Genomic DNA, 20,600 nt, shown 5'->3' on the forward strand with positions numbered 1-20,600 from the left:
GGAGTCGGGATTCGCTTTCGCCCTTTTCGCGTCCCGCTGTTGCGTCGCTCTTGCGCCTCGCAGGAGTTAATCGAATTCCACTAGAGCTCGTCCGGAACGACGGCAGGGCGCCGATGGAGTTCCGTGTCCGCCGGGCGATCACGACGAGGAGATGAACGTGAACGCAACCGAAGCCTGGGCCCGTCTGGAGCCGAAGCTGGCCTACTTCCGCGACCGCGTCCGGTCCTTGGAGTACGAGCCCGTCCGCAAGAACAGCTTCGTCGCCTACACCGTCGAGCGGGACTCCGCGTACGCCGACCAGGACGGCCAGCGGCTGCTGATGATGTCCGGCTACAGCTACCTCGGCCTCGCCGGGGACGAGCGCGTCGTCGCGGCGGCCAAGGCCGCCCTGGACCTCTACGGTACCGGCAACCACGGGGTACGCGCCCTGGCCGGCTCGACCCCGCTGCACGAGGACCTGGAAGCCGAGGTCGCCCGGTTCGCCGGGCGTGAACGCGCCCTGGTCTTCGGCTCCGGCTACGCGGCGAACGTGGGCACCGTGGGCGCCCTCGTGGGACCGGGCGACACCGTCTTCATCGACAAGTACGACCACGCCAGCATCGTCGACGGCTGCAAGCTCTCCGGCGCCACGGTCACCCGGTTCCGCCACAACGACCCCGGCCACCTGGAGCGCCGCCTGGCCGCCGCCCCCGACACCGGGGTGCGCCTGGTCATCGTCGACAGCGTCTACTCCATGGACGGCGACATCGCCCCCCTCGTGGACCTGCGCAAGGTCTGCGACGCCCACAACGCGCTGCTGATGGTCGACGAGGCCCACGCCCTCGGAGTCATCGGCGCCACCGGCAAGGGCATCGAGGAGCACTTCGACTACGAGGTGAAGGTCGACGTCAAACTCGGCACCCTCTCCAAGGCCATCCCCTCCATGGGCGGCTGGGTCGCCGGCTCCGCCGACCTGATCCACCACCTCAAGTACGCGGCCCGGCCCTTCCTCTTCTCCGCGGCCCTCGGCCCGGCCCAGGCCGCCGCCGCGCTGGAGGCCCTGCGCATCCTCCAGCGGGAGCCCGAACGCGTCGAGTTCGTACAGCGCGAAGCCGAACGCTTCCGCGGCCTGCTGCACGCGGCGGGTATGAGCACGGCCGACAGCGAGACCGCCGTGGTCCCGATCATCGCCGGCTCGGACACCGCCGCCTACGACTACGCGACCGTCTGCCGCAAGAACGGCGTCATCGGTCTGCCCGTCGTCACCCCGGCCGTCCCCAACGACCTGGCCCGGCTGCGGATCGCCATCACCGCCGCCCACACGACGGCCGACATCGACTTCGCCGCCGACGCGTTCATCACCTCCGCCCGCGAGTGCCGGATCATCTGAGCGCCCTCCGGCGAGCCACCTCGACCCACCACCACATTCCAGGGGGAGCACAGATGCCCGGATCGTCCAGGGGCAGTTCGGTACGGCCGGCGGTCGCCATCACCGGCATGGGCGTGGTCACCCCCGGCGGATGCAGCCCGGACGACCTGTGGGCCACGCTGAGGGCCGGCCGCTCCACCGCGGCCGAGCTGACGCACATCGGCCTCAGCCGGCACCGGGTACGGATCGGCTGCCGCGTCCGGGGCCTCGACGACCTCGCGGGGCTGGTCCCCGCGAAGGACGCCCGCCGGATGGACCCCTTCGCCCACTACGGCACCCTCGCCGCCCTCGCCGCCCACCGCGACGCGGGCGCGCCTACCGCCGAAGCCGGCCGGACCGCGATCGTCGTGGGCAACGCCGTGGGCGGACGGGCCACCAGCGACCTGGAGTCGGCGCACTACGGCGAGAGCGGCCCCGCCGGGGTCAACCCGCTGATGCCGCTGATGACGATGCCCAACGCCGCCGCCGCCCAGATCGCCATACGGCTCGGCTGGACGGGCCCCGCGCTCACCCTGGCCAACACCTGCGCCAGTGGCGCCGACGCGATCGGCCACGCCCTGCTGCTGCTCCAGACGGGCCGCGCCGACCTCGTCATCGCCGGGGGCTGCGAGCACACCCTCACCCCCGTCACCCTGGCCGGCTTCGGCAACCTCAACGCCGTCTCGCTGCGCAACGACTCGCCCGAAAGGGCCTCCCGGCCCTTCGACAAGGACCGGGACGGGTTCGTGATGGGGGAGGGCGCCGGCTTCGTCGTCCTGGAACGCCTCGACGACGCCAAGGCGCGCGGCGCGAAGACGTACGGGCTCGTCGCCGGATACGCGGCCACCGCCGACGCCCACCACCTCGCGATGCCGCTCCCCGACGGGGCGGGCGCCGCGGCGGCCATGGCCTCGGCGATCGCCGACGCGGACCTGGATCCCGGCGACATCGTCCACGTCAACGCGCACGGCACCTCCACGCCCCACAACGACCGTTCCGAGGCCGCCGCCCTCACCAAGGTGTTCGGCACCGCGCAGCCGCCGGTCACCGCCCCCAAATCCGTCATCGGGCACCTCATCGGCGCCGCCGGAGCCGTCGAACTCATCGCCACCGTGCAAGCCATGCGGCGCTGCGAGGTGCCGCCCACCGCCAACCACGAAGAGCTGGAGCCAGGAATGGACATCGATGTGGTCCACGGCGCACCCCGCGCCGTGCGGCCGGGACCCGCGCTCACCAACTCCTTCGGGTTCGGCGGCCACAACTCCTCCGTCGTGGTGGTGCCGGCATGACCTCCGCACAAACTTCACCGCCCCGGCCCTCGCCCGTGCGCAGCCTGACGGCCGACGAGGCCTCGATCACCGCCTACCGCCGCGCCGCCCGGCTCGCTCTCGCGCCCGCGGAACCCGGCCGGGCCTCGCCCGTCCACGCCTTCGTGCTCGCGCACACCGTCGCCGAGGAGACCGTCACTGCCCTGACGGCCGGCGAAGCGGGTCCGGTCTCCGTGGTCCACCTCGGCCAGGACATCCGCCTGCGGCGGCCGGTCCGCGCGGGCGAGCAGGTCACCGTACGGCTCGACGTGCTCGGCGTGCGCAAGGAGCCGCGCGGCGCCCGCATCGCCCTGCGGGTCCGCCTGCACGGGCACGACGGGCCGCAGCCGTTCGCGGAACTGGTCATCTCCGCCCTGCTCGTGGGAGCCACCGCACTGGAGCCGTTCGGCGACGTCACCGGCGCCGCCGCACCGGCACCGGTCGGCGCGGGCGAGCCACAGAGCGCGACGCACGAACCGACCGCCGAGTGGATCAGCGCGTACGCCCGTGCCTCCGGTGACCTCAACCCCATCCACCTGGACGCGGCGGCGGCCCGCGAAGCCGGCTTCGACAGCGTCATCGCCCACGGCATGAGCGTCGTCGCGCTCGCCGTCGAGGAAGCGGTGGACCGCTTCGCGGGCGGCGACGCGGCACGGGTTCGCGGCCTCGGCTGCCGCTTCTCGGCCCCGGTGGCACCCGGCGTCCCGCTGGAGATCGTCCTGCAGCCCGACGCACGGGCCCACGTCGTCCGCTTCACCTGCAAGACGCCGGCGGGCGCCGCCGTCAAGGGCGGCTGGATCGAGTTCGCGCAAGGGGGAGCCGATGCCTGAGAGAACCCACGTCCCGGAGGCGCTGACCGACGGCTTCCTCCGGCAGGTGCGCGAGCGGCCCGAGGCCACCGCCCTGCTCTTCAACGGTGAGGCGACCGGCTATCGCGAGCTGTACGAACTCGCCGGACGGGAACAGGAGCGCCTCGCCGGGCTGCCCCTGGCCCCCGGCGAGCCGGTCGGTGTCCTCGCCGACAAGTCCCCGGCTGCGGTGGCCCTCGTACTGGCCTGCCTGCTGAGCCGGCGACCCGTTCTGCTGCCCTCCCCGGCCCTCGCCGACAGCCTGCTCGCGGACCTCTTCGCCCAGGCCGGCTGCGCCCACGTACTCGCCCCCGGCGGCGCCGGCGCCCGCGTCGCGCCCAACCCGCTGACCGAGGCCAGGGCACTGCCGCCCGAGGAGGCGGCGGAGGTGGCGCTGATGCTGACCACCTCCGGATCCACCAGCCTCCCGAAGATCGTCCCGCTCGGGCGCGAGGCACTGGACCGCTTCGGAGCGTGGGCCGGCCCCGCGTTCGGCATCGGCCCCGGCCGGACCGTCCTCAACTACGCGCCCCTCAACTTCGACCTCTGCCTGCTGGACGTGTGGACCACCCTCGCGCGCGGCGGCCGGGTCGTCCTGGTGGATCCCGCCCGCGCGACCCACGGCGGCCACCTGCTCGACCTGATCGTCCGGCACGACGTCCACGTGGTCCAGGCCGTCCCCATGGCGCTCGGCCTGCTCCAGGACGCGGCCGCCAAGGAGGGCGCCACCTTTCCCGGTGTCGACCACGTGATGTTCACCGGCGACGCCCTGCCCGACCGCACGTACGCCGCGCTGCCCGCACTCTTCCCCGGGGCCCGCATCCACAACATCTACGGCTGTACGGAGACCAACGACAGCTTCGTCCACGAGGTCGACCCGGCGGCGCCGCCCCCGGCGCCGATCGGCCGCCCGCTGCCCGGCGTGCACGCCCTGCTCGTCGACCCCGATGCCGGCACCGTCGTCGAAGGAGCCGGCACCGGCGAGCTGTTCGTGCACACGCCCTTCCAGACCCGCGGCTACCTCGACCGGTCCCGGCACGCCGACAAGTTCACCGGCCACCCGCTCGGCCTGGACGAGCGCCGCTGGTTCCGCAGCGGCGACCTCGTACGCCGCGACGCCGACGGCACCCTGCGCCTGACCGGCCGCACCGACTTCCAGGTCAAGGTGCGCGGCGTCGCCGTCAACACCGCCGAGGTCGAACGGGTCCTCCAGGAGCACCCCGGGGTCCTGGAGGCGGGCGTCGCGGCCAGGCCCGACCCGATCGCGGGCAAGAAGCTCGTCGCCGCCGCGCGGCGGGCCCCCGGCTCCACTCTGACCGTCCTGGAACTGCGCGGGCACTGCGCCCGCAACCTGCCCAGGGGCGCCGTACCCACCCAGCTCACGCTCACCGACGAGCCGCTGCCCAAAACGGCGACGGGGAAGGTCGACCGCAAGGCGCTCGACCGGATCACCCCGCTCACCGCCCTCACCACCACGTCTCCTTCCGAAGGATCCAGATCATGAGCAACATCGACACCATCAAGAACTTCGTCATCAGCGAGTTCCTCCCCGGTACCGCCCCCGCCGAACTCGCCGCCGACCACGACCTCCTCAACGACGGGGTCATCGACAGCCTCGGCGTCCTCAAGCTCATCGCCTGGGTCGAGGACCGCTTCGAACTCGCCGTCGGGGACGCCGACCTCGACCCCGAGAACTTCCGCAGCGTCGAGGCCATCGACCACTTCATCACCCACGCCCGCGCCGCGGCCTGACCGGCACGCCGTCACCCCCACGCGCAAGGAAGGAGGAACCGTGCACGAGGCACTCGCCGGCCTGCTGGAACGCAAGGCCCCGATCGGCCGAGAGACCTGGCGGTCCTGGTGGGACGAACTCGGCGCCGGCGGTCTCGACCGCGCGCAGGCCGTCGGCCTGCTGTCCTCGCTGACCAGCAGGCTCCCCGGCCCCGACACCCTGCGGCCGCTGCTCGACTCCCTCGCGGAGCGCAGGCCGCCGGCGACGGCGGGCGCCCCCTGGCAGGGGACCGTGAACGTCGTCGGCACCGGTGGCGGCCCCCCGACCTTCAACGTCTCCACCGCAGCGGCGTTCGTCGCCGCGGCGGTCGGGGTGAAGGTGGTCAAGACCGGCTCCCGCGCCTACACCAGCGCGCTCGGCTCCGTCGACCTGCTGGAGCGGCTCGGGGTGCGGCCGACGTCCTCCTACACCCAGACCGAGGACGTCCTCGCGGAGTACGGCATCGCCTTCGCGGGCCCCTTCGTCTATCCGGCGCAACTGACCCGCCTCGCGCGGACCGTGGCCCCGCTCGCCATGAAACCCTTCGGGCGGTTCCTGAACGCGCTCGGGCCGTTCCTCGCCGACCTGCCGGTGGCGGCCCAGGTCACCGGCGTCAGCGCGGGCGTCCCGCTCGACACGCTGCGCGAACTCGCCGCCACGACCACCACCCGGCGGATCTGGCTCACCGCCAACGACACGGGAGCCGACGAACTGCTGCCCTTCGCCGTCAACACCGTGTACGGGGACCGGTCCGCCACCCGCGTCATCCGCCCGGGCGAACTCACCCCGGGGGAGGGCTCCTTCGAGGACTTGCGCCCCGTCACCGACCCGGCCGGAGCCGTCCCGCACTTCCTGTCGGTGCTCGCCGGCGACGCGGGCCCGGTGGCCCGCCGTACGGTCGCCCTCGGCGCGGCCGCCCTGATCGTCGCGGCGGCCCCCGGCCGGGACTGGCCCTCGGCGGTGACCCTCGCGGACGGGGCGATCGGATCCGGCGCGGCCGCAGACCTCGCGCGGCGCCTCGCGGCCGCGGGGGCCCGGCCGGCGGTGGCCCGTGTCTAGCACCCCGGTCCCCACCTCGGCGCCCTTCTTCCCCGGACGGCGCGCCCCGGGCGTGGGCCCGGGACTCGCCCTGTTCCTCAACGCGGGAGACCCGCCGCTGCCGGTCCTGCGCGACCTCGTCCTGACGCTGGACGAGGAAGGCGTGGACTGCCTCGAACTGGCCGTGCCCTTCCCGGACTCGGTCACCGACGGCCCCGTCATCCGGCGCTCCGCGAGCCGGGCCCTGGAGCGGGGCCGGGCCGCCCTGGACGACGTCCTCGCCTTCGTCGCGGGCGTACGTCCCCACCTGACGCACACACGGATCGCCCTGCTCACCGACTGGAGGTACTCCCTGGGGCACCGTGACCCGGCCGCCGCCACCCGTGACATCGCCGCGTCGGGGGCGGACGCACTGCTCGTCCACGCGCTGCCGCCCAGGCTCCGCGCCACGTACCTGGAAGCGGCCGCGGCGGCCGCGCTCCCGGTCGTCACCACCTGCTACGCCTCCAGCCCGGACGCGACCCGCGCCCAGGCCGCCGCGGACGCCACCGCCTACCTGTACCTCGTCGCCCACTACGGGCGCAGCGGTACCGCGCCCGCCGCCGGCCACGGCGCGCTCGCGCGGACGGTCGCGGAGCTGCGGGAGCACACCGCGGCCCCGATCGCCGTCGGCTTCGGGGTCAGCACCCGCCAGGACGTCGAAGCGGTCGGCGCCAGCGGCGCGGACGCCGCCGTCATCGGCTCCGCCGCCGTGGCCGCCGTGGAGCGGGCACAGCAGGCCGGGCGCGATCTGCCCGCGGCGTTCCGGGAGTTCGTCCGCTCCGTCCGGCCCGCGTAGTCACCGGCGCGGCACCCGGTGCCGGGCCGGCGCAGAAGAGACCCCTGCCTCATCAGGTTCCTCCGCACACCATTCACAGATCAGGAGACAGCCATGATCGTCCGCGACATCGAGTCCGTGAAGACCGTCGAGTGGGGCAACGGCCTGAGCCGCCGCTTCCTCCTCGCCGACGACGGCCTCGGCTACACGCTCACCGACACCGTCGTGCTGGCCGGTACCAAGTCGCGCCTGGAGTACGTCAACCACCTGGAGGCGTGCTACTGCATCGCCGGCTCCGGCGAGGTCATCGAGCTGGACGGCACCACCCACGAGATAGTCCCGGGCCGGATGTACGCCCTCGACCAGCACGACGCCCACTACCTCGTCGCCAGCCCCCACGAGGACCTGCGCCTGGTCTGCGTCTTCTCGCCGGCCCTGAACGGCAACGAGGTCCACCAGCTCGACGCCCACAACTCGTCCGCCTACTGAGGCACTCGCCACCACGACGTCCGAGCCGTCCACCGACTCAGAGGGGGGTCCGCCGTGATCCGCTGGAACACCGATCAGACCGATCTGCGCGAGGGCCTGGAGCGGTGGGGAGAGGCGCTGAGCGCCGATCACATCGCACTCGAAGAACAGGGCCGGTTCCCCGACGACAAATGGAAACTCCTGCGGGAGACCGGAATCCTCTCGCTGCCCTTCGAGGAAGAATACGGCGGCCTCGGACAATCACTGCTCACCACCATGTACGCGCTGGAGGGACTCGGCGAGTACAACCGGGATTCCGGCCTGAGCTTCTCGGCCACCACGTCGATCTGCTCGACCGGGATCCCGGTACAACACTTCGGCACCGAAGAGCAGAAACAGCGCTACCTGCCCCTGATCGCATCGGGCGAGGCCATCGGCGCGCACGCCATCACCGAGGCCGAGGGCGGCTCCGACGCGATGGCGATGACCACCCGGGCGACCCGCGACGGCGAGACGTTCGTCCTGAGCGGCAGCAAGGCGTTCGTCAGCAACGGGCCGATCGCGGACGTGATCGTGGTCTACGCCCGCACCCATCCCCGCGGCGGCCCCCTCGGGACCACCGCGTTCCTGGTCGACCGCGACACCCCGGGCCTGACCACCGGCAGTCCCGGCAAGAAGATGGGACTGCGCACCTCGCCCCTGTGCGAGCTGTACCTGGACGACGTGCGCGTGCCCAGGAGCGCGGTGCTCGGCCGGGTCGGCGGCGGTCTCATCGTCCTGGACCACGTCATGAAGCGCGAGGTCCTCTTTTCCTTCGTCGTCAACGCCGGCGAGATGTGCCACCGGCTGGACCGGTGCGTCGCCTACGCGAAGAGCCGCCACTCCTTCGGCCGGCCGATCGGCTCGTACCAGTCGGTCGCCAACAAGATCGTCGACATGAAGATCCAGCTGGAGAGCGCCCGCAAGTGGCTCTACGACACGGGCGCGAAGCTGGAGGCGGGCGAGGACGTCACCGTGGACCTCGCGATCGCCAAGCTCGTCACGAGTCAGAGCAACCTCGCCACCAGCCTCGCGGCCGTACAGATCTTCGGCGGCCACGGTTACATGTCCGAGTACGGGCTCGAACAGGACGTGCGCAACGCCGTGGGCGGCACGGTCTACTCCGGCACCAACGAGATCCAGTACAACCGCATCGCCTCGATGCTGGGCCTCGGGTCGGGCCGATGAGCGGCCCGCCGCCCCGCACGCTGCTCAAGGTCTGCGGAGCCACGACGCGCGGCGACATCGAAGCCGCGGCCACCGCCGGGGCCGACTGCGTCGGGCTCTGGCACGGCGTACCCGGCGGCCCCCGCGAACTGGACGCGGACACGCTCGGCGACCTGGCGTCGGCGGCCCGTTCGGCCGGCCTGCTGCCGGCCCTGGTCACCTTCCTCGCCGAAGCCGAAGCACTGACGGAGCTCGCCCGCCGCACGGGGGTCGGCTGGATCCAGCTCCACGCGTACCAGTCGCCGACGGCCGTACGGGCCCTGCGCGCGTCCCTCGCGCCCGAGGTCGCGATCGTCAAGGTGCTGCACCTCGCGCAGGGCGGCGCGGGCTGCGTCGAGCGCCCGCTCATCGGCGCCTACGAGCGCGCCGGCACCGACCTCTTCCTCATCGACGCGGCCACCGGGGACGGCCGGATCGGCAGTACCGGCCAGGCCCTTGACCCGGCGGACGTGCTGGCGCTGCTGCCCCGCATGACCCGGCCGTTCCTGCTGGCCGGAGGCCTGGGGCCGACGAGTCCGGCCCGGTACGCGGACGTGGTGCGCGCCCCGGGCTTCCACGGGATCGACGTCGACACCGCGGCCCGCTCCCCGCTGACCGGCCGTTTCGGCGTCCCCGAGATCACCGCCCTGGCCCGCGCCTGGCGCGGGGACCCCTCCGGCGGCCCCGCCCGCGCCCACCCGCCCGCCGACCTGGAGCCGTCGCGATGACCACCCACGCCCGGACCGACTTCCCCTTCCTGCGCGCCCTCCTGGCTTCGCCGACCCCCGTCGTGATGGAGGTGAAACAGCGCGACGCCCACGGCCACGACCTACTTGGCGGCCGCACCCCGGCCCAGGTCGTGAGCGCGTACGAGAGCGCGGGCGCGCCCTGCGTGTCCGTGGTGACGGGCCGCTGGTTCGGCGGCTCGAACACGCTGCTGCGCGAGGTCGCCGCGCTGACCCCCCTGCCCCTCCTCCAGAAGGACTTCATCACCCGCACCGAACAGCTGCGCACGGCAGTGGAGTTGGGCGCCTCGGCGGTACTCCTGACGGCCGCCCTGCTCCCCGCGTCGAGCCTGGCCAAGCTGGTGGACCGATGCCTGCTGACCGGCCTCACCCCCTTCGTCGAGATCACCACGGAAGCCGAGCTGGAAGCCGTCCCGCACGCCCCGGAGTGCGTGATCGCAGTCAACAACAAGGACATCAAGACGCGCGAACGCGATACGGGCGACCTCGGCCGCAGCATCGGGCTCCTGCCGGCCCTCCGCGCGACCGGCACCGCCTGCCCGGTGAGCGCGAGCGGCATAGACGGCCCCACGACGGCCGCCCGCCTGCTGGACGCCGGCTTCGGCGGTCTCCTGGTCGGCACGTCCCTGCTGCGCAGCGGGTCCCCGGCACAGTGGCTGGACGCGGTGAGCGGCGCTCGCAGAGGTCTGGCGGTCCGGTGACCACCTCGGCGTACCCGGCGGCCACCGCCCGGCCCTGCACGATCGACGCGACGGGCACCGTCGTCTCCGGGCTCCTCGCGCTGCCCGAGGGCGGCGCCCCCCGCTCCACGATCCTGGCGATCCACGGCCGGGGCATGCGCGCCCGGTACTGGGACTCCTTCATCCCCCTGGCCACCGCCCTCGGCCACGCCGTCCTTGCCGTGGACCGCCCCGGCTACGGCGCCTCCGCGGCCTGCCTGCCCGAGGGCCAGTCCCTGCCGGAGCAGGCCAGGACACTGCGCCGGGCCCTCGCAGAACACGCCCGCACCCACCGGCTGGGCGCCGGAGTCCTCCTCCTCGGCCACTCCGACGGCGGCAAGGTCGCCCTGCACACGGCGGCGAGCGCCCCGGCCGTCCCCCTGCTCGGGCTGGACGCCTCCGGGGTGGGCTATGAGTACCACCCGCAGGCCCTGCACTTCCCCTCGACGCTCGGCGGCGGTGCGACCCGGCTCAACTGGGGCCCCCTGAACCTCTATCCGCCGGGCACCTTCCAGGCGAGCCGGTCCCTGCTGTCACCCGTCCCGCCCCGCGAGTCGGCGGACACGCCCTGGTGGCCCCGGCAGTACGAGGAACTGGCCCCCGGCGTCCGCGTCCCCGTCCGGCTGACCTTCGCCGAACACGAGGGGTGGTGGCGGCTCGACGCCCGCACCCTGACGGCGATGACCGCCCGTCTGACGGCGGCGCCGTCGGTGACGGTGGAACACCTGCCCGGCTCGGGACACAACCTGAGCCTCGGCCACACCGCGACGGCCTACCACCTGCGCGTACTGGCCTTCCTGGAGGAGTGCCTCCTCGCCGCGCGCCGGTCCGCCGGGCCCGCCGGGCAGGGGCCGACCGAACAGCATGCGTCACCGGCCCTCGAAGAACGCTCGAGAGACGGTCGCAACCCCATGGCCGAGGGGCCCGGGGGATGCCACGATGCGATGTCCGTGCCGATGCGAGCAGCAACACAAGCACCCAGAAGAGGACGCAGCCAATGACCACACATCCGGCCGGGAACCCCCAGCCCTACCCGCCCCAGCCCGGCGTCCACGACCCGTATGCCCAGCCCCAGCACCAGCCCCGACAGCAGCCGCAGTACCAGCAGTCGGGGCCGGTCGCGGGTCCGGCGGAACGCGGCAAGGGCGCGACGGCGATGATCCTCGTCTCCACGATCCTGCTGGGTCTGATGGCCGGTCTCTTCTTCGCCTTCGACGTCTCGGTGATGCCGGGCCTCGCGAAGGCCGACGACCGGACCTACGTCACCGCGATGCAGAACTTCAACGCCGCGATCGACGGCAACCCCCTCTTCGGCATGGCCTTCATGGTCGCGCTGCTGCTGCCGGTCGTGTCGGCGATCCTGGAGTACCGCAAGGGACGCCGCAACGTGGCGGTCTGGGTCGCCGTCGGCGCGGTCCTCTACTTCGTCGTCCTCATGATCACTTTCAGCGTCAACATCCCGCTGAACAACGAACTGGCCGACGCGGGCAACGCGGCGAAGATGACCGACTTCTCGATCGTCGACAAGTTCAAGACGACCTGGGTCACCACCAACATCCTGCGCACGCTCCTGTCCACGGTGGCCCTCACCGCCCTGTCCCGAGCCCTGGTGCTGTACGGCCGGGCCACTCGCTGACCCGTCCGGGCCGGGGAGCGGGCGGCGCGGGATCGTGCCAGGCTGGAAGGCGGGGGCACGACGCTCGGGACGCACCATGGGAGAACGGCCATGAAACGTGCAGGACGAAGGAGCGCGACCGCCGCCGCCTGCTGTTCGCTCGTGCTGGGCGCCGTCCTGTCGGGCGGGGCGCTGACCGGCGCCCAGTCGGCAGCGGCGGCCCCGGCGCCCGCCTGCAAGGGCGGTCAGCTGTCGGCGAGCGCGGCGGGTTCCACCCAGGCCACCGTCACCGTGACCAACGAGGGCCCCAAGCCCTGCGTACTCAAGGGCTACCCCACCGTCGCCATCGCCGGCCAGGGCTCACCGGACCGGAACAAGCCGCTGACCGTCGTGCGGCAGGGCAGCGCCCGTTCCGTCCAACTCGCCGTGGGCGGGCAGGCCGTGACCCATCTGACGTTCACCCCGGTTCTGGGCGAGGCCGACGGGTACTGCGCCTCCGGCGCCGAGCCCACGGTCGCCCCCTCGCTCGTGGTGGGCTTCGCCGGGATCAAGCAGCAACTGGGCACGCCCGACGCCGACGGGTTCGCCCTCTGCGGCACCACGGTACGGGCCACCGCCTTCGCACCCGCCGGGTCCTGAGCCCGGCGGGCATCCGCCCGTGCGCCCTCGCGGTCCGGGGCGGCCGCCGTCCCGGACGGTCAGTCGCCCCTGACCGCCCCCCGCCACACGGTGACGTCGACGGTGATGTAGGTGCTGGGATCCGAGGGGGCGGATGCACCCCCGTACGTGACGAGGGCGATGTTCCCGGCCTTGGTGCGCACGCACAGCTCCGTGCCCTTGGACAGCGACGCCACCGGCACCCGGGTGGTGAAGCGGGTCGCGGACCGGCAGGTGGCCAGCGAACCCTTCTCGCTGCCGTCGAGGACGACCAGCTTGGACCCGTAGGCGCCGAGGGTGCAGTCGTTGACCGACGAGCAGGAGAAGTACAGGTCGTCGAAGTTCGAATCGCGGGGCTGCAACGGGTCGTCCCCGAACTCCAGGTGGTACCCGGTGGGGAGCTGGAATCCCTGGTACTGCGCCGGTTTGGGATCCGTCCGGGGCTGCTGCGCGCCGCCTGAGGGCTGCGCCCCGCCGGACTGGGCGGTGCCCGTGGCCGCGGCGCTCCCGCCGCTGCCGGGGGCCGCGCCGCTCCTGCCGCCGTCCCCGAGCAGGTTGACCAGGGCGCCGCAGCCGGCGAGCAGCAGCAACCCCCCGAACACCGAGGCGACGACGATGCCCGCGCGGCGGCCGGAGGAGGCCGACGGCGGCTGCGGCTGCGGGGGTTGGGCCGGGTACGCCCCGAAGGGGGCGCCGTATGGGCCGGCCGGCGCACCCCCGTACGGACCGCCGGGAGCCACCGGCACCGGGCCGGGCGCCGGCTGGTACGCGGGCGGCGCCGTGGCGGGGCCGGCGCCGGAGACCGGCCGGGCGGGGGCGGTCGGCTGGTAGGCGGGCGGGGCGATCCGGTAGTCGGGCGCGGTGACCGGATGCGTGCCGGCGGCCGCGTGCCCGGCGACGGGCGCCGGGACCGAGGGACGCCGCGCCAGCCCCGCCGCCACGCGCTGCGGCAGCCAGTCCTCCGGGCGGCGCAGCTGCGTCTGGTCGGCCGCGCCGCGGCACAGTTCGAGGATCTCGGTCAACGAGGGCCGCTGCGCCGGGTCCTTGGCCAGGCAGCGGGTGACGAGCGGGCGCAGCTCCTCGGACAGGCCCGTCAGCTCGGGCTCCTCGTGGACGATGCGGTACAGGACGGCATGTGAGGGGCCGTCACCGTAGAGGGAGGTGCCCAGCGCCGCGAAGGCGGCGATCAGCCCGAGGGCGAAGACGTCCGTCGCCGTGCCGACCTCCCGGTCGGCGGCCTGTTCGGGGGACATGAACGACGGGGTCCCGACGGACACGCCGCTCGCGGTGAGGGAGGTGGTGTCGGCCGCGCGGGCGATGCCGAAGTCGATGACCCGCGGGCCGTCGGAAGCCAGCAGTACGTTCGAGGGTTTCAGGTCCCGGTGCTCGATGCCGGCGCCGTGGATCACCTGGAGGGCCTCGGTGATGCCGGCGACCAGCATGAGGACCGTGCGCGGGGGGAGCGCCCCGCTCTCGGCGACGGCCGCCGCGAGGGTGGGGCCCGGCACGTAGGCGGTGGCCAGCCAGGGCGTCGGGCCGTCGGTGTCGCTGTCGATGACGGGGGCGGTGTAGAGGCCCTGGACCCGCTGGGCGGCGTGGACCTCCTGCCGGAACCGGCGCCGGAATTCGGAATCCTCGGCGAACTCGGGCCGGATCACCTTGATCGCCACCGGGCGGCCGCCGGGCGTGTGGGAGAGGTACACCTTGCCCATGCCGCCGGCCCCGAGCCGGGCCGCGAGGCGGTATCCGGCGACCGTCGCGGGATCGTCGGGCCCAAGTGGCTGGAACGCCGGTCCGGTTGCGGGCTCGCTCATTGTCTTGTCGTCCCCCGTGAGTGCGCGATGTGCGTGATCACTTTACGGGAGCGGGCCGGGCGGGGCGGGGTCGCGTCCGCCGGCCGGGCGGTCAGCGGTGGCCGGGCGCGGCGGAGGCGGAAGTGGCAGCCGGGGCCGCAGTGGCCGAGGCCGAGGGGGCCGCCGGGGCCGCAGCGGCGGAGGCCGAGGGGGTGGCCGGGGCCGACGGGGTCGCCGGGGCCGACGGGGTCGGCGAGGGGTCCGGGAGGCAGGTGATCTCGTCGCGCGGGGTGTAGTGGGTGCGGAACGTCTCGCGCTTGAGCTCCGCACCGCCCTTGACGAAGACGCGGTCCACGGAGACGTCGAAGCCCTCCAGCGGGGTCTGCTCCTCGCAGGAGGCGCCGGTGGCCGTGTGCTTGGCCGGCGGCGTGATGTTCGTGCGGGGCCCCTTGGTGGCGCGTATCGCGTCGTACTTCTTCGTACCGAGCAGGGTGATCGTCACCGACGTGTCGGTGGAGGCGGCCCGGATGCGGACCGGGTGGCCGGAGTCGTTCTTCCAGCGCAGGTCGAGCGTGCCCCAGGCGACCGTGGCCTCGCGGCCTTCGGGATAGCGCTCGATGTAGAAGGAGTGGGCGCCGTGCTCCACCGGCTGCAGGCCCGCGAAGAACATGGCGTTGAACATCGTCGTCGCGACCGCCGAGATGCCGCCGCCGAGCGACTTCACGTAACGGCCGTCGTTGATCATGATGCCGTCGACGAACCCGTTCTCCTTCGTCCGCTCGCCGACCGTCTTGTTGAAGCTCCACGTGTCGCCGGGACGGACCACGGAGCCGTTGATCAGCTGCACGGCGCGCGCGATGTTGTGGGTGCGGTAGGGGGCGGAGGGGAAAGCGACCGTGAAGGAGGACATCTGCTGCTCGGCGGCCTGGGCCGGGCCGACCGGCTTTACCGGCGCAGGCGCCCCGCCGGGTCCGTTCTCGGCGGCCGCCGGGCCGGCGGCGAGTCCGCCGAGGCCGAGGGTCGCGGCCGCGACGGCGCTGGTCAGGGCCAGTCGCATGGCGGCGTTCCGGCGGTCTGTGCGTCGCATGTCACTCCCGGTAGCGGATGTCGCGGTGGAGCCCGGCACCCACGCGGAAGCGAGGCGGCAGGCCACACACCATGCTGAGCCCGATGGGACCAAACAGGGGCAAAATGTGCCCCGTCTCACGCGGGCGGGGCACCGGCGCCCCGCCCGGCCGTGGTCGGCCGTCGGGAGTCCGGTGGGGCATGATCGGGGGATGTCTGAACGCATCATTGCCGCCTGCGACGGGGCGGCGAAGGGGAATCCCGGTCCTGCCGCATGGGCCTGGGTCATCGGCGACGCGCAGGGCCGTCCCGAGCGCTGGGAAGCCGGCGCGCTGGGCCGCGCCACGAACAACGTGGGTGAGCTCACCGCGCTGCAGAAGCTGCTGGAGGCCGTCGCGCCGGGCACGGCGATCGAGGTGCGGATGGACTCCCAGTACGCCATGAAGGCGGTGACGCAGTGGCTGCCCGCGTGGAAGCGCAACGGCTGGAAGACCGCGGCCGGGAAGCCGGTCGCCAACCGTGAACTCGTCGAACGCATCGACGCGCTGCTGGCCGAGCGCGACGTCGAGTTCCGCTACGTCCCCGCCCACCGCGCGGACGGCGACCACCTGAACGCGATCGCCGACCAGGCCGCCAGCGACGCCGCCACCAGCCAGCGGCCCGCCGGCACCGCGCTGGGCGACCACGCCATCCCGGTGCCGGCGCCGGCCCGTACGTCCCCCGCCCGCACGGCCCCCGCCCGCCGGAAGCCGGCCTCCGCCGCGGAGCCCGCACCCGGCGCGGGATCCTCGGGCCGCGGCGCCCGGACCATCAAGGCCAAGTTCAAGGGCACCTGTCCCTGCGGGACGGCCTACGCGGCCGGCGACAAGATCGCCAAGCACGGATCGGGCTGGGGCCACCCCGACTGCGCCGCCACGGCCTAGCTGTGGCGGTTCACCCGTTCGGCGCGGAGCGGGGGCGCACGGGGTCGGGGGCCGTCACAGTGTGGGGTGCGTGCTGCTGCGGCGCGCGGCGGACGCCACGTCCGAGGCGCGGGGAGGGTCCGGTGGGGCACGTCGTCGCCCGCCACGGCCAGAGGAAAGGGAGCTGAACATGGTGCGCAACACGATTCGGAACGACTCGACCCGGGCAGCCGATCAGCCCGAGGAGCGCGCGAGACCCCGTCACAGTTCGGCGGAGGGCGTCCGCGGCAGTTCCGAGCCGGTCCTGGAAAAGGGCACCACGGAGGACCACATCGTCCTCGGCGAGGACTGAGTCGCCGCTGCGGACCCAGGGCCCCGGGAGCGCGAGCCGCTCCCGGGGCCCCGTCGTGTCGCGCCCCGGGTGCGGGTCAGCAGCCGCCGCAGTTGTAGTAGGTGACGTCCCAGTGGCTGCCCTCGTCGGCGTAGACGTTCCCGGAGCCGGACTGCCACTGGAGGGCTCCGTCGCCCCGCACGCCGATGTAGGTGAACGTGTTCTTGACGTAGTTGGTCAGGCAGGTGGACTTGCCGAAGTCGAGCTTGTAGCCGTTCCAGTGCGAGTACGTCCCGGAGGCATGGCCGGTCTCGGTGCCGCCGGTGATGTTGAGCGCGCAGCCGGCGGCGCGCTTGAGCGTCTGGGCGCCCTGGGCGCTGGCCAGGTTGAGCTGGTCGAACGACGTGCACGTGGGGTTGTTGCGGTCCGAGCAGCCTCCCGAGGAGGACCAGGTGATCCCGGAGCTGCGGAACATCGAGGTGGCGGTGGCGTGGCTGATCTTGGTGGCGGCGTAGGCCTCGGTGGTCCCGGTCAGGACCCCGATTCCGGGGGCGGCCACGGTGACGACGGCAAGGGTGAGGGCGGTCAGGATCGGGCGGAGCTTCATCGGCGGGTGCCTCCTGCTGGTGGCGTTGCACGGTGAGTTGGCGTTGCAGGTGGAGCCGGTTCCTGTCGTCCGGCGCGAGCGGCAGGCAGAGATGGTGCCGGACGACGGCGCGGGTCCGCCAGAGGGCCTCGGCGCGGGAGTGCGGGGGCGGGGCGGGGGAGAGCGGGGTCGAAGGCCGGGTCGAAGGTGGGGACACTTTTACTCGCGCCTGATGGCATGCTCCGGTCAAATCTGCCAGGCTTCCGCCAGTCGTCGCCCCGACCCCGGGGCGACGCGGCAAGGCATCTCACTCCAGCGATCGCGCAAGCGATGCGCGCAGTCCGCGGCTGCCCTCCGGCCCACCCAGCCGGTCGAGCGGTCACCGAGCAGGCCGGGATCCCGGCCGCCCAAAGGAGTTCCGCGTGAGATCGACCCCCCACAAGGCCTTCGCCACGACCGTGCTCACGGTCGCCGCGCTGGCCGCCGCCTCGCTCGGCACCACCCCGGCAGCTGCGACGCCGTCCGCGGCCCCCCGCGCCGCCGCCTGCACCCCGGCCCAGGCCGTCGCCAACGGCGGTTTCGAGAACGGCACTTCGCCCTGGACCCAGTCGTCCACCAGCGTGATCACCAGTCGCACCGGCCAGAGCGCCCACACCGGCACGGCCTTCGCCTGGCTGAACGGCGTCGGCTCGACGCACACCGACACCCTCTCCCAGAGCGTCACGGTCCCCGCCGGGTGCAGCACGGCCAGTCTCACCTTCTGGCTGCACATCGACACCGCCGAGACGACCACCTCGACGAAGTACGACAAGCTGACGGCGAAGATCGGCAGCACGACGCTCGCCACCTACTCGAACCTCGACAAGAACACCGGGTACGTCCAGAAGTCGTTCGACGTCTCGGCGTTCGCCGGGCAGACCGTGACCGTCGCCTTCACCGGCACGGAGGACTCCAGCCTCCAGACCAGCTTCGTCATCGACGACGTCGCCCTGGACACCTCCGGCGGGACGACCCCGCCCGGCGACCCCACACGTACACCGGCCTCACCCTCGTACACCGTAAGCCTCAGCAGCAACACGAGCGGGACCGTCTGGACCGGCCACCAGAGCGCGACCTTCACCAACGCCTCGGCCACCGCCCTCACCGAGGTCTACCTGAGGCTCTGGGACAACTACCACGGCACCTGCTCCGCCATGCCCGTCACCGTCACCAACGTCACCGGCGGCACCGCGGGCGCGCTCTCGGTCGGCTGCACCGCCCTCCAGATCACCCTGCCCACGCCGCTGGCACAGGGCCAGAGCGCCACGATCGGCTTCGACCTGGGCATCACCGTACCGAGCGGCGCCGACCGGTTCGGCCACGACGGGGCGTTCAACTTCATCGGCAACGCCCTTCCCGTGCTCGCCATCAAGGACGCGGCCGGCTGGCACCTGGACCCGTACACCAACAACGGCGAGTCGTTCTACTCCCTCGCATCCGACTTCCGCGTGACCCTCGACCACCCCAGCACCCTCCTGGTCCCGGCCACCGGCACCTCGGTGGACACCCCCGGCTCCAGCGGCCGTACGGTCACCACCGCGACCGCCTCCAAGGTCCGCGACTTCGCCTGGGCGGCCGGTCCCTTCACCAAGATCTCAGGCACCTCGCCCGGCGGCACCGCGGTCAACGTCTACTCCGTCTCCGGCATCAGCTCCACCGACGCGCAGTCCATGCTCACCACCGCCAAGTCCGCCGTGGACGCCCACTCCGCGAGGTTCGGCGCCTACCCCTACGGCGAGCTGGACGCGGTGATCGACAACAACTACTGGTTCGGCGGCATGGAATACCCCGGGTTCGTCCTCGACCTGGTCAGCACGACGGCGCTCACCCACGAGATCGCCCACCAGTGGTGGTACGGCATCGTCGGCGACGACGAGTACAACAGCCCGTGGCTGGACGAGGCGTTCACCGACTACGCCACCGACCTGGCGCAGAACAAGACGGGCACCAACTGCTGGAGCAGCGTCTCGTGGGCGTCGACCGCGGAGAAGATCACCAACTCGATGGCCTACTGGGACACCCACTCGTCCCGCTACTCCACCGTCATCTACGGCTACGGCAAGTGCGCCCTGCACGACCTGCGGCGCGTCCTCGGTGACAGCGCCATGACCACGCTGCTCAAGGACTACGCCACCTCGCACTGGTACGGCGTCTCGACCACCGCCGAGTTCAAGGCGGCCGCCCAGGCCGCCACGAGCACGGACCTGACCTCCTTCTGGACCCAGCACCGCATCGAGGGCTGACCCCGCGGGGCCGCCTCCAGCCGCGCCCGGTCGCGCCGTGAACGGCGGCGGCCGGGACCCGGTGGCACAGTGGGCGCCGGATGGCGCCCACTGTGCCACGAGGGCGTGCGACCGGCCCGGGTCCCCGCAGGAAGGAAGTCCCATGCAGACCGTCACCCTGAACAACGGCGTCGTGATGCCGATCCTCGGCTTCGGCGTCTACCAGATCCCGCCCGAGCAGACCGAACAGGCCGTCAGCGAGGCGCTCGCCGTCGGGTACCGGCTGCTCGACACGGCCGCCGCCTACCTGAACGAGGAGGCAGTCGGCCGGGCGATCAGGAGCAGCGGCATCCCGCGCGAGGAACTGTTCGTCACGACGAAACTCTGGATCCAGGACGCCGGTGAGGACAACGCCCGCCGCGCCTTCGACGCCTCGCTGCGCCGGCTCGGCCTCGACCACCTCGACCTGTACCTGATCCACCAGCCCTTCGGCGACGTGTACGGCTCCTGGCGCGCCATGCAGAAGCTCTACCGGGAGGGTCGGGTGAAGGCGATCGGGGTCTCCAACTTCTACCCCGACCGGCTCATCGACCTCATCGACCACAACGAGGTCACCCCCGCGGTGAACCAGGTGGAGACCCACCCCTTCTTCCAGCGCGCGGCCGAACAGGAACTCATGCGCGAGCGCGGAGTGCGGATCGAGTCGTGGGGCCCCTTCGCCGAGGGGCGCAATGACCTCTTCACCCACCCCGTCCTCGGTGACATCGCGAAGGAACACGGCAAGTCCGTGCCGCAGGTCGTGCTCCGCTGGCTCGTCCAGCGGGAAGTCGTCGTGATCCCCAAGTCCGTCCGCGCCGACCGGATGGCCGAGAACTTCGACGTGTTCGACTTCGCGCTCACCGAGGCGGAGATGGCGCGCATCGCCGGTATGGACACCGGACGCTCGCTGTTCTTCGACCACCGCGACCCCGCCGTGGTCAGCCGGCTCGGCACCGCCCGCCTGCACGACTGACCCGGCGGGGCCCCGCCGTTACCCGGACGCCC

At 72.8% G+C, this 20,600-nt stretch carries 20 protein-coding genes and 1 pseudogene; 18 read left to right on the forward strand and 3 right to left on the reverse strand.

The genetic code is table 11. From position 1 onward, the window contains the following. Window positions 1–157: 157 nt before the first annotated feature. The 14 genes from ACIA6C_RS12600 (at window position 158) to ACIA6C_RS12665 (ending at window position 12,600) form a co-directional block, all read left to right on the forward strand. Window positions 158–1,369 (forward strand): aminotransferase class I/II-fold pyridoxal phosphate-dependent enzyme, encoded by a 1,212-nt coding sequence (locus ACIA6C_RS12600; RefSeq protein ID WP_366082575.1) that lies wholly within the window; start codon window positions 158–160, stop codon window positions 1,367–1,369. Between the two features lie 53 nt (window positions 1,370–1,422). Next, window positions 1,423–2,676 (forward strand): beta-ketoacyl-[acyl-carrier-protein] synthase family protein, encoded by a 1,254-nt coding sequence (locus ACIA6C_RS12605; RefSeq protein ID WP_399275040.1) that lies wholly within the window; start codon window positions 1,423–1,425, stop codon window positions 2,674–2,676. Continuing rightward, the gene (locus ACIA6C_RS12610) at window positions 2,673–3,524 is read left to right on the forward strand and encodes a MaoC/PaaZ C-terminal domain-containing protein (protein WP_399275042.1); all 852 of its coding nucleotides are present in this window, start codon (window positions 2,673–2,675) and stop codon (window positions 3,522–3,524) included. Before ACIA6C_RS12605 ends, ACIA6C_RS12610 begins: the two co-directional genes overlap by 4 nt. Continuing rightward, on the forward strand, window positions 3,517–5,046 hold the full coding sequence (locus ACIA6C_RS12615; RefSeq protein ID WP_399275044.1) for an AMP-binding protein: 1,530 nt from the start codon (window positions 3,517–3,519) through the stop codon (window positions 5,044–5,046). The genes ACIA6C_RS12610 and ACIA6C_RS12615 overlap by 8 nt, the downstream gene beginning before the upstream one ends. Then, complete coding sequence (locus ACIA6C_RS12620) at window positions 5,043–5,294, forward strand: acyl carrier protein (protein WP_329192653.1); 252 nt, start codon at window positions 5,043–5,045, stop codon at window positions 5,292–5,294. Before ACIA6C_RS12615 ends, ACIA6C_RS12620 begins: the two co-directional genes overlap by 4 nt. Window positions 5,295–5,334: 40 nt before the next feature. Further along, window positions 5,335–6,372: a hypothetical protein gene (locus ACIA6C_RS12625; RefSeq protein WP_399275046.1), complete on the forward strand. Its 1,038-nt coding sequence runs from the start codon at window positions 5,335–5,337 to the stop codon at window positions 6,370–6,372. Continuing rightward, a complete protein-coding gene (gene trpA / locus ACIA6C_RS12630) occupies window positions 6,365–7,189 on the forward strand; it encodes a tryptophan synthase subunit alpha (protein WP_399275048.1) in 825 nt (274 codons plus the stop codon). Before ACIA6C_RS12625 ends, trpA begins: the two co-directional genes overlap by 8 nt. Before the next feature lie 93 nt (window positions 7,190–7,282). Next, a complete protein-coding gene (locus tag ACIA6C_RS12635) occupies window positions 7,283–7,657 on the forward strand; it encodes an ectoine synthase (protein WP_190183900.1) in 375 nt (124 codons plus the stop codon). A 54-nt stretch (window positions 7,658–7,711) separates the two neighbouring features. Next, window positions 7,712–8,863: an acyl-CoA dehydrogenase family protein gene (locus ACIA6C_RS12640; RefSeq protein WP_399275050.1), complete on the forward strand. Its 1,152-nt coding sequence runs from the start codon at window positions 7,712–7,714 to the stop codon at window positions 8,861–8,863. After that, window positions 8,860–9,609, forward strand: coding sequence for an N-(5'-phosphoribosyl)anthranilate isomerase (locus ACIA6C_RS12645; RefSeq protein WP_399275052.1), 750 nt, complete (start codon window positions 8,860–8,862; stop codon window positions 9,607–9,609). Before ACIA6C_RS12640 ends, ACIA6C_RS12645 begins: the two co-directional genes overlap by 4 nt. Continuing rightward, window positions 9,606–10,328, forward strand: a complete 723-nt coding sequence (locus tag ACIA6C_RS12650) for an indole-3-glycerol-phosphate synthase (RefSeq protein WP_399275054.1) — start codon at window positions 9,606–9,608, stop codon at window positions 10,326–10,328. Before ACIA6C_RS12645 ends, ACIA6C_RS12650 begins: the two co-directional genes overlap by 4 nt. After that, window positions 10,325–11,347, forward strand: coding sequence for an alpha/beta hydrolase (locus ACIA6C_RS12655; RefSeq protein ID WP_399275056.1), 1,023 nt, complete (start codon window positions 10,325–10,327; stop codon window positions 11,345–11,347). Before ACIA6C_RS12650 ends, ACIA6C_RS12655 begins: the two co-directional genes overlap by 4 nt. Next, window positions 11,344–11,982: a DUF1772 domain-containing protein gene (locus ACIA6C_RS12660; protein WP_399275058.1), complete on the forward strand. Its 639-nt coding sequence runs from the start codon at window positions 11,344–11,346 to the stop codon at window positions 11,980–11,982. Before ACIA6C_RS12655 ends, ACIA6C_RS12660 begins: the two co-directional genes overlap by 4 nt. A 90-nt stretch (window positions 11,983–12,072) precedes the next feature. Continuing rightward, on the forward strand, window positions 12,073–12,600 hold the full coding sequence (locus ACIA6C_RS12665) for a DUF4232 domain-containing protein (protein WP_399275060.1): 528 nt from the start codon (window positions 12,073–12,075) through the stop codon (window positions 12,598–12,600). Between the two features lie 59 nt (window positions 12,601–12,659). On the opposite strand, the gene ACIA6C_RS12670 is transcribed toward ACIA6C_RS12665, so the two are convergent. Together ACIA6C_RS12670 and ACIA6C_RS12675 are read right to left on the reverse strand one after the other, a co-directional pair. Further along, window positions 12,660–14,432 carry a serine/threonine-protein kinase gene (locus ACIA6C_RS12670; protein ID WP_399275062.1) on the reverse strand — a complete coding sequence of 591 codons (1,773 nt, stop codon included), beginning with the start codon at window positions 14,430–14,432 and terminating at the stop codon, window positions 12,660–12,662. Between the two features lie 91 nt (window positions 14,433–14,523). Further along, window positions 14,524–15,327: pseudogene (locus ACIA6C_RS12675) on the reverse strand (VanW family protein); the annotation flags it as partial. A 361-nt stretch (window positions 15,328–15,688) separates the two neighbouring features. On the opposite strand from ACIA6C_RS12675, the gene ACIA6C_RS12680 reads away from it, so the two are divergent. Beyond that, the gene (locus ACIA6C_RS12680) at window positions 15,689–16,399 is read left to right on the forward strand and encodes an RNase H family protein (protein ID WP_399275064.1); all 711 of its coding nucleotides are present in this window, start codon (window positions 15,689–15,691) and stop codon (window positions 16,397–16,399) included. Window positions 16,400–16,568: 169 nt separating this feature from the next. Then, the gene (locus ACIA6C_RS12685) at window positions 16,569–16,730 is read left to right on the forward strand and encodes a hypothetical protein (protein WP_361135023.1); all 162 of its coding nucleotides are present in this window, start codon (window positions 16,569–16,571) and stop codon (window positions 16,728–16,730) included. 76 nt (window positions 16,731–16,806) lie between these two features. Here the strand turns inward: ACIA6C_RS12685 and ACIA6C_RS12690 are convergent, their stop codons facing one another. Continuing rightward, a complete protein-coding gene (locus ACIA6C_RS12690; RefSeq protein ID WP_399275066.1) occupies window positions 16,807–17,316 on the reverse strand; it encodes a hypothetical protein in 510 nt (169 codons plus the stop codon). Window positions 17,317–17,717: 401 nt separating this feature from the next. Between ACIA6C_RS12690 and ACIA6C_RS12695 the strand changes: the two genes are divergently transcribed. Then, window positions 17,718–19,577 carry a M1 family aminopeptidase gene (locus ACIA6C_RS12695; protein WP_399275068.1) on the forward strand — a complete coding sequence of 620 codons (1,860 nt, stop codon included), beginning with the start codon at window positions 17,718–17,720 and terminating at the stop codon, window positions 19,575–19,577. Between the two features lie 142 nt (window positions 19,578–19,719). Continuing rightward, entirely contained in the window at window positions 19,720–20,568 is an 849-nt protein-coding gene (locus tag ACIA6C_RS12700) for an aldo/keto reductase (protein WP_399275070.1), read from the forward strand. Window positions 20,569–20,600: the final 32 nt, after the last annotated feature.

This window comes from Streptomyces sp. NPDC051578 (assembly GCF_044454045.1).
Classification (GTDB): Bacteria; Actinomycetota; Actinomycetes; order Streptomycetales; family Streptomycetaceae; genus Streptomyces.

Bases quoted from the DNA above. Each gene is read 5' to 3' on its own strand.
- ACIA6C_RS12615 (WP_399275044.1), top strand. From the start codon at position 3,517: ATGCCTGAGAGAACCCACGTCCCGGAGGCGCTGACCGACGGCTTCCTC.
- ACIA6C_RS12670 (WP_399275062.1), bottom strand. From the start codon at position 14,432: ATGAGCGAGCCCGCAACCGGACCGGCGTTCCAGCCACTTGGGCCCGAC.
- ACIA6C_RS12605 (WP_399275040.1), top strand. From the start codon at position 1,423: ATGCCCGGATCGTCCAGGGGCAGTTCGGTACGGCCGGCGGTCGCCATC.
- ACIA6C_RS12645 (WP_399275052.1), top strand. From the start codon at position 8,860: ATGAGCGGCCCGCCGCCCCGCACGCTGCTCAAGGTCTGCGGAGCCACG.
- ACIA6C_RS12610 (WP_399275042.1), top strand. From the start codon at position 2,673: ATGACCTCCGCACAAACTTCACCGCCCCGGCCCTCGCCCGTGCGCAGC.
- ACIA6C_RS12680 (WP_399275064.1), top strand. From the start codon at position 15,689: ATGTCTGAACGCATCATTGCCGCCTGCGACGGGGCGGCGAAGGGGAAT.
- ACIA6C_RS12700 (WP_399275070.1), top strand. From the start codon at position 19,720: ATGCAGACCGTCACCCTGAACAACGGCGTCGTGATGCCGATCCTCGGC.
- ACIA6C_RS12690 (WP_399275066.1), bottom strand. From the start codon at position 17,316: ATGAAGCTCCGCCCGATCCTGACCGCCCTCACCCTTGCCGTCGTCACC.
- ACIA6C_RS12660 (WP_399275058.1), top strand. From the start codon at position 11,344: ATGACCACACATCCGGCCGGGAACCCCCAGCCCTACCCGCCCCAGCCC.
- ACIA6C_RS12665 (WP_399275060.1), top strand. From the start codon at position 12,073: ATGAAACGTGCAGGACGAAGGAGCGCGACCGCCGCCGCCTGCTGTTCG.
- ACIA6C_RS12685 (WP_361135023.1), top strand. From the start codon at position 16,569: ATGGTGCGCAACACGATTCGGAACGACTCGACCCGGGCAGCCGATCAG.
- ACIA6C_RS12635 (WP_190183900.1), top strand. From the start codon at position 7,283: ATGATCGTCCGCGACATCGAGTCCGTGAAGACCGTCGAGTGGGGCAAC.
- ACIA6C_RS12620 (WP_329192653.1), top strand. From the start codon at position 5,043: ATGAGCAACATCGACACCATCAAGAACTTCGTCATCAGCGAGTTCCTC.
- ACIA6C_RS12650 (WP_399275054.1), top strand. From the start codon at position 9,606: ATGACCACCCACGCCCGGACCGACTTCCCCTTCCTGCGCGCCCTCCTG.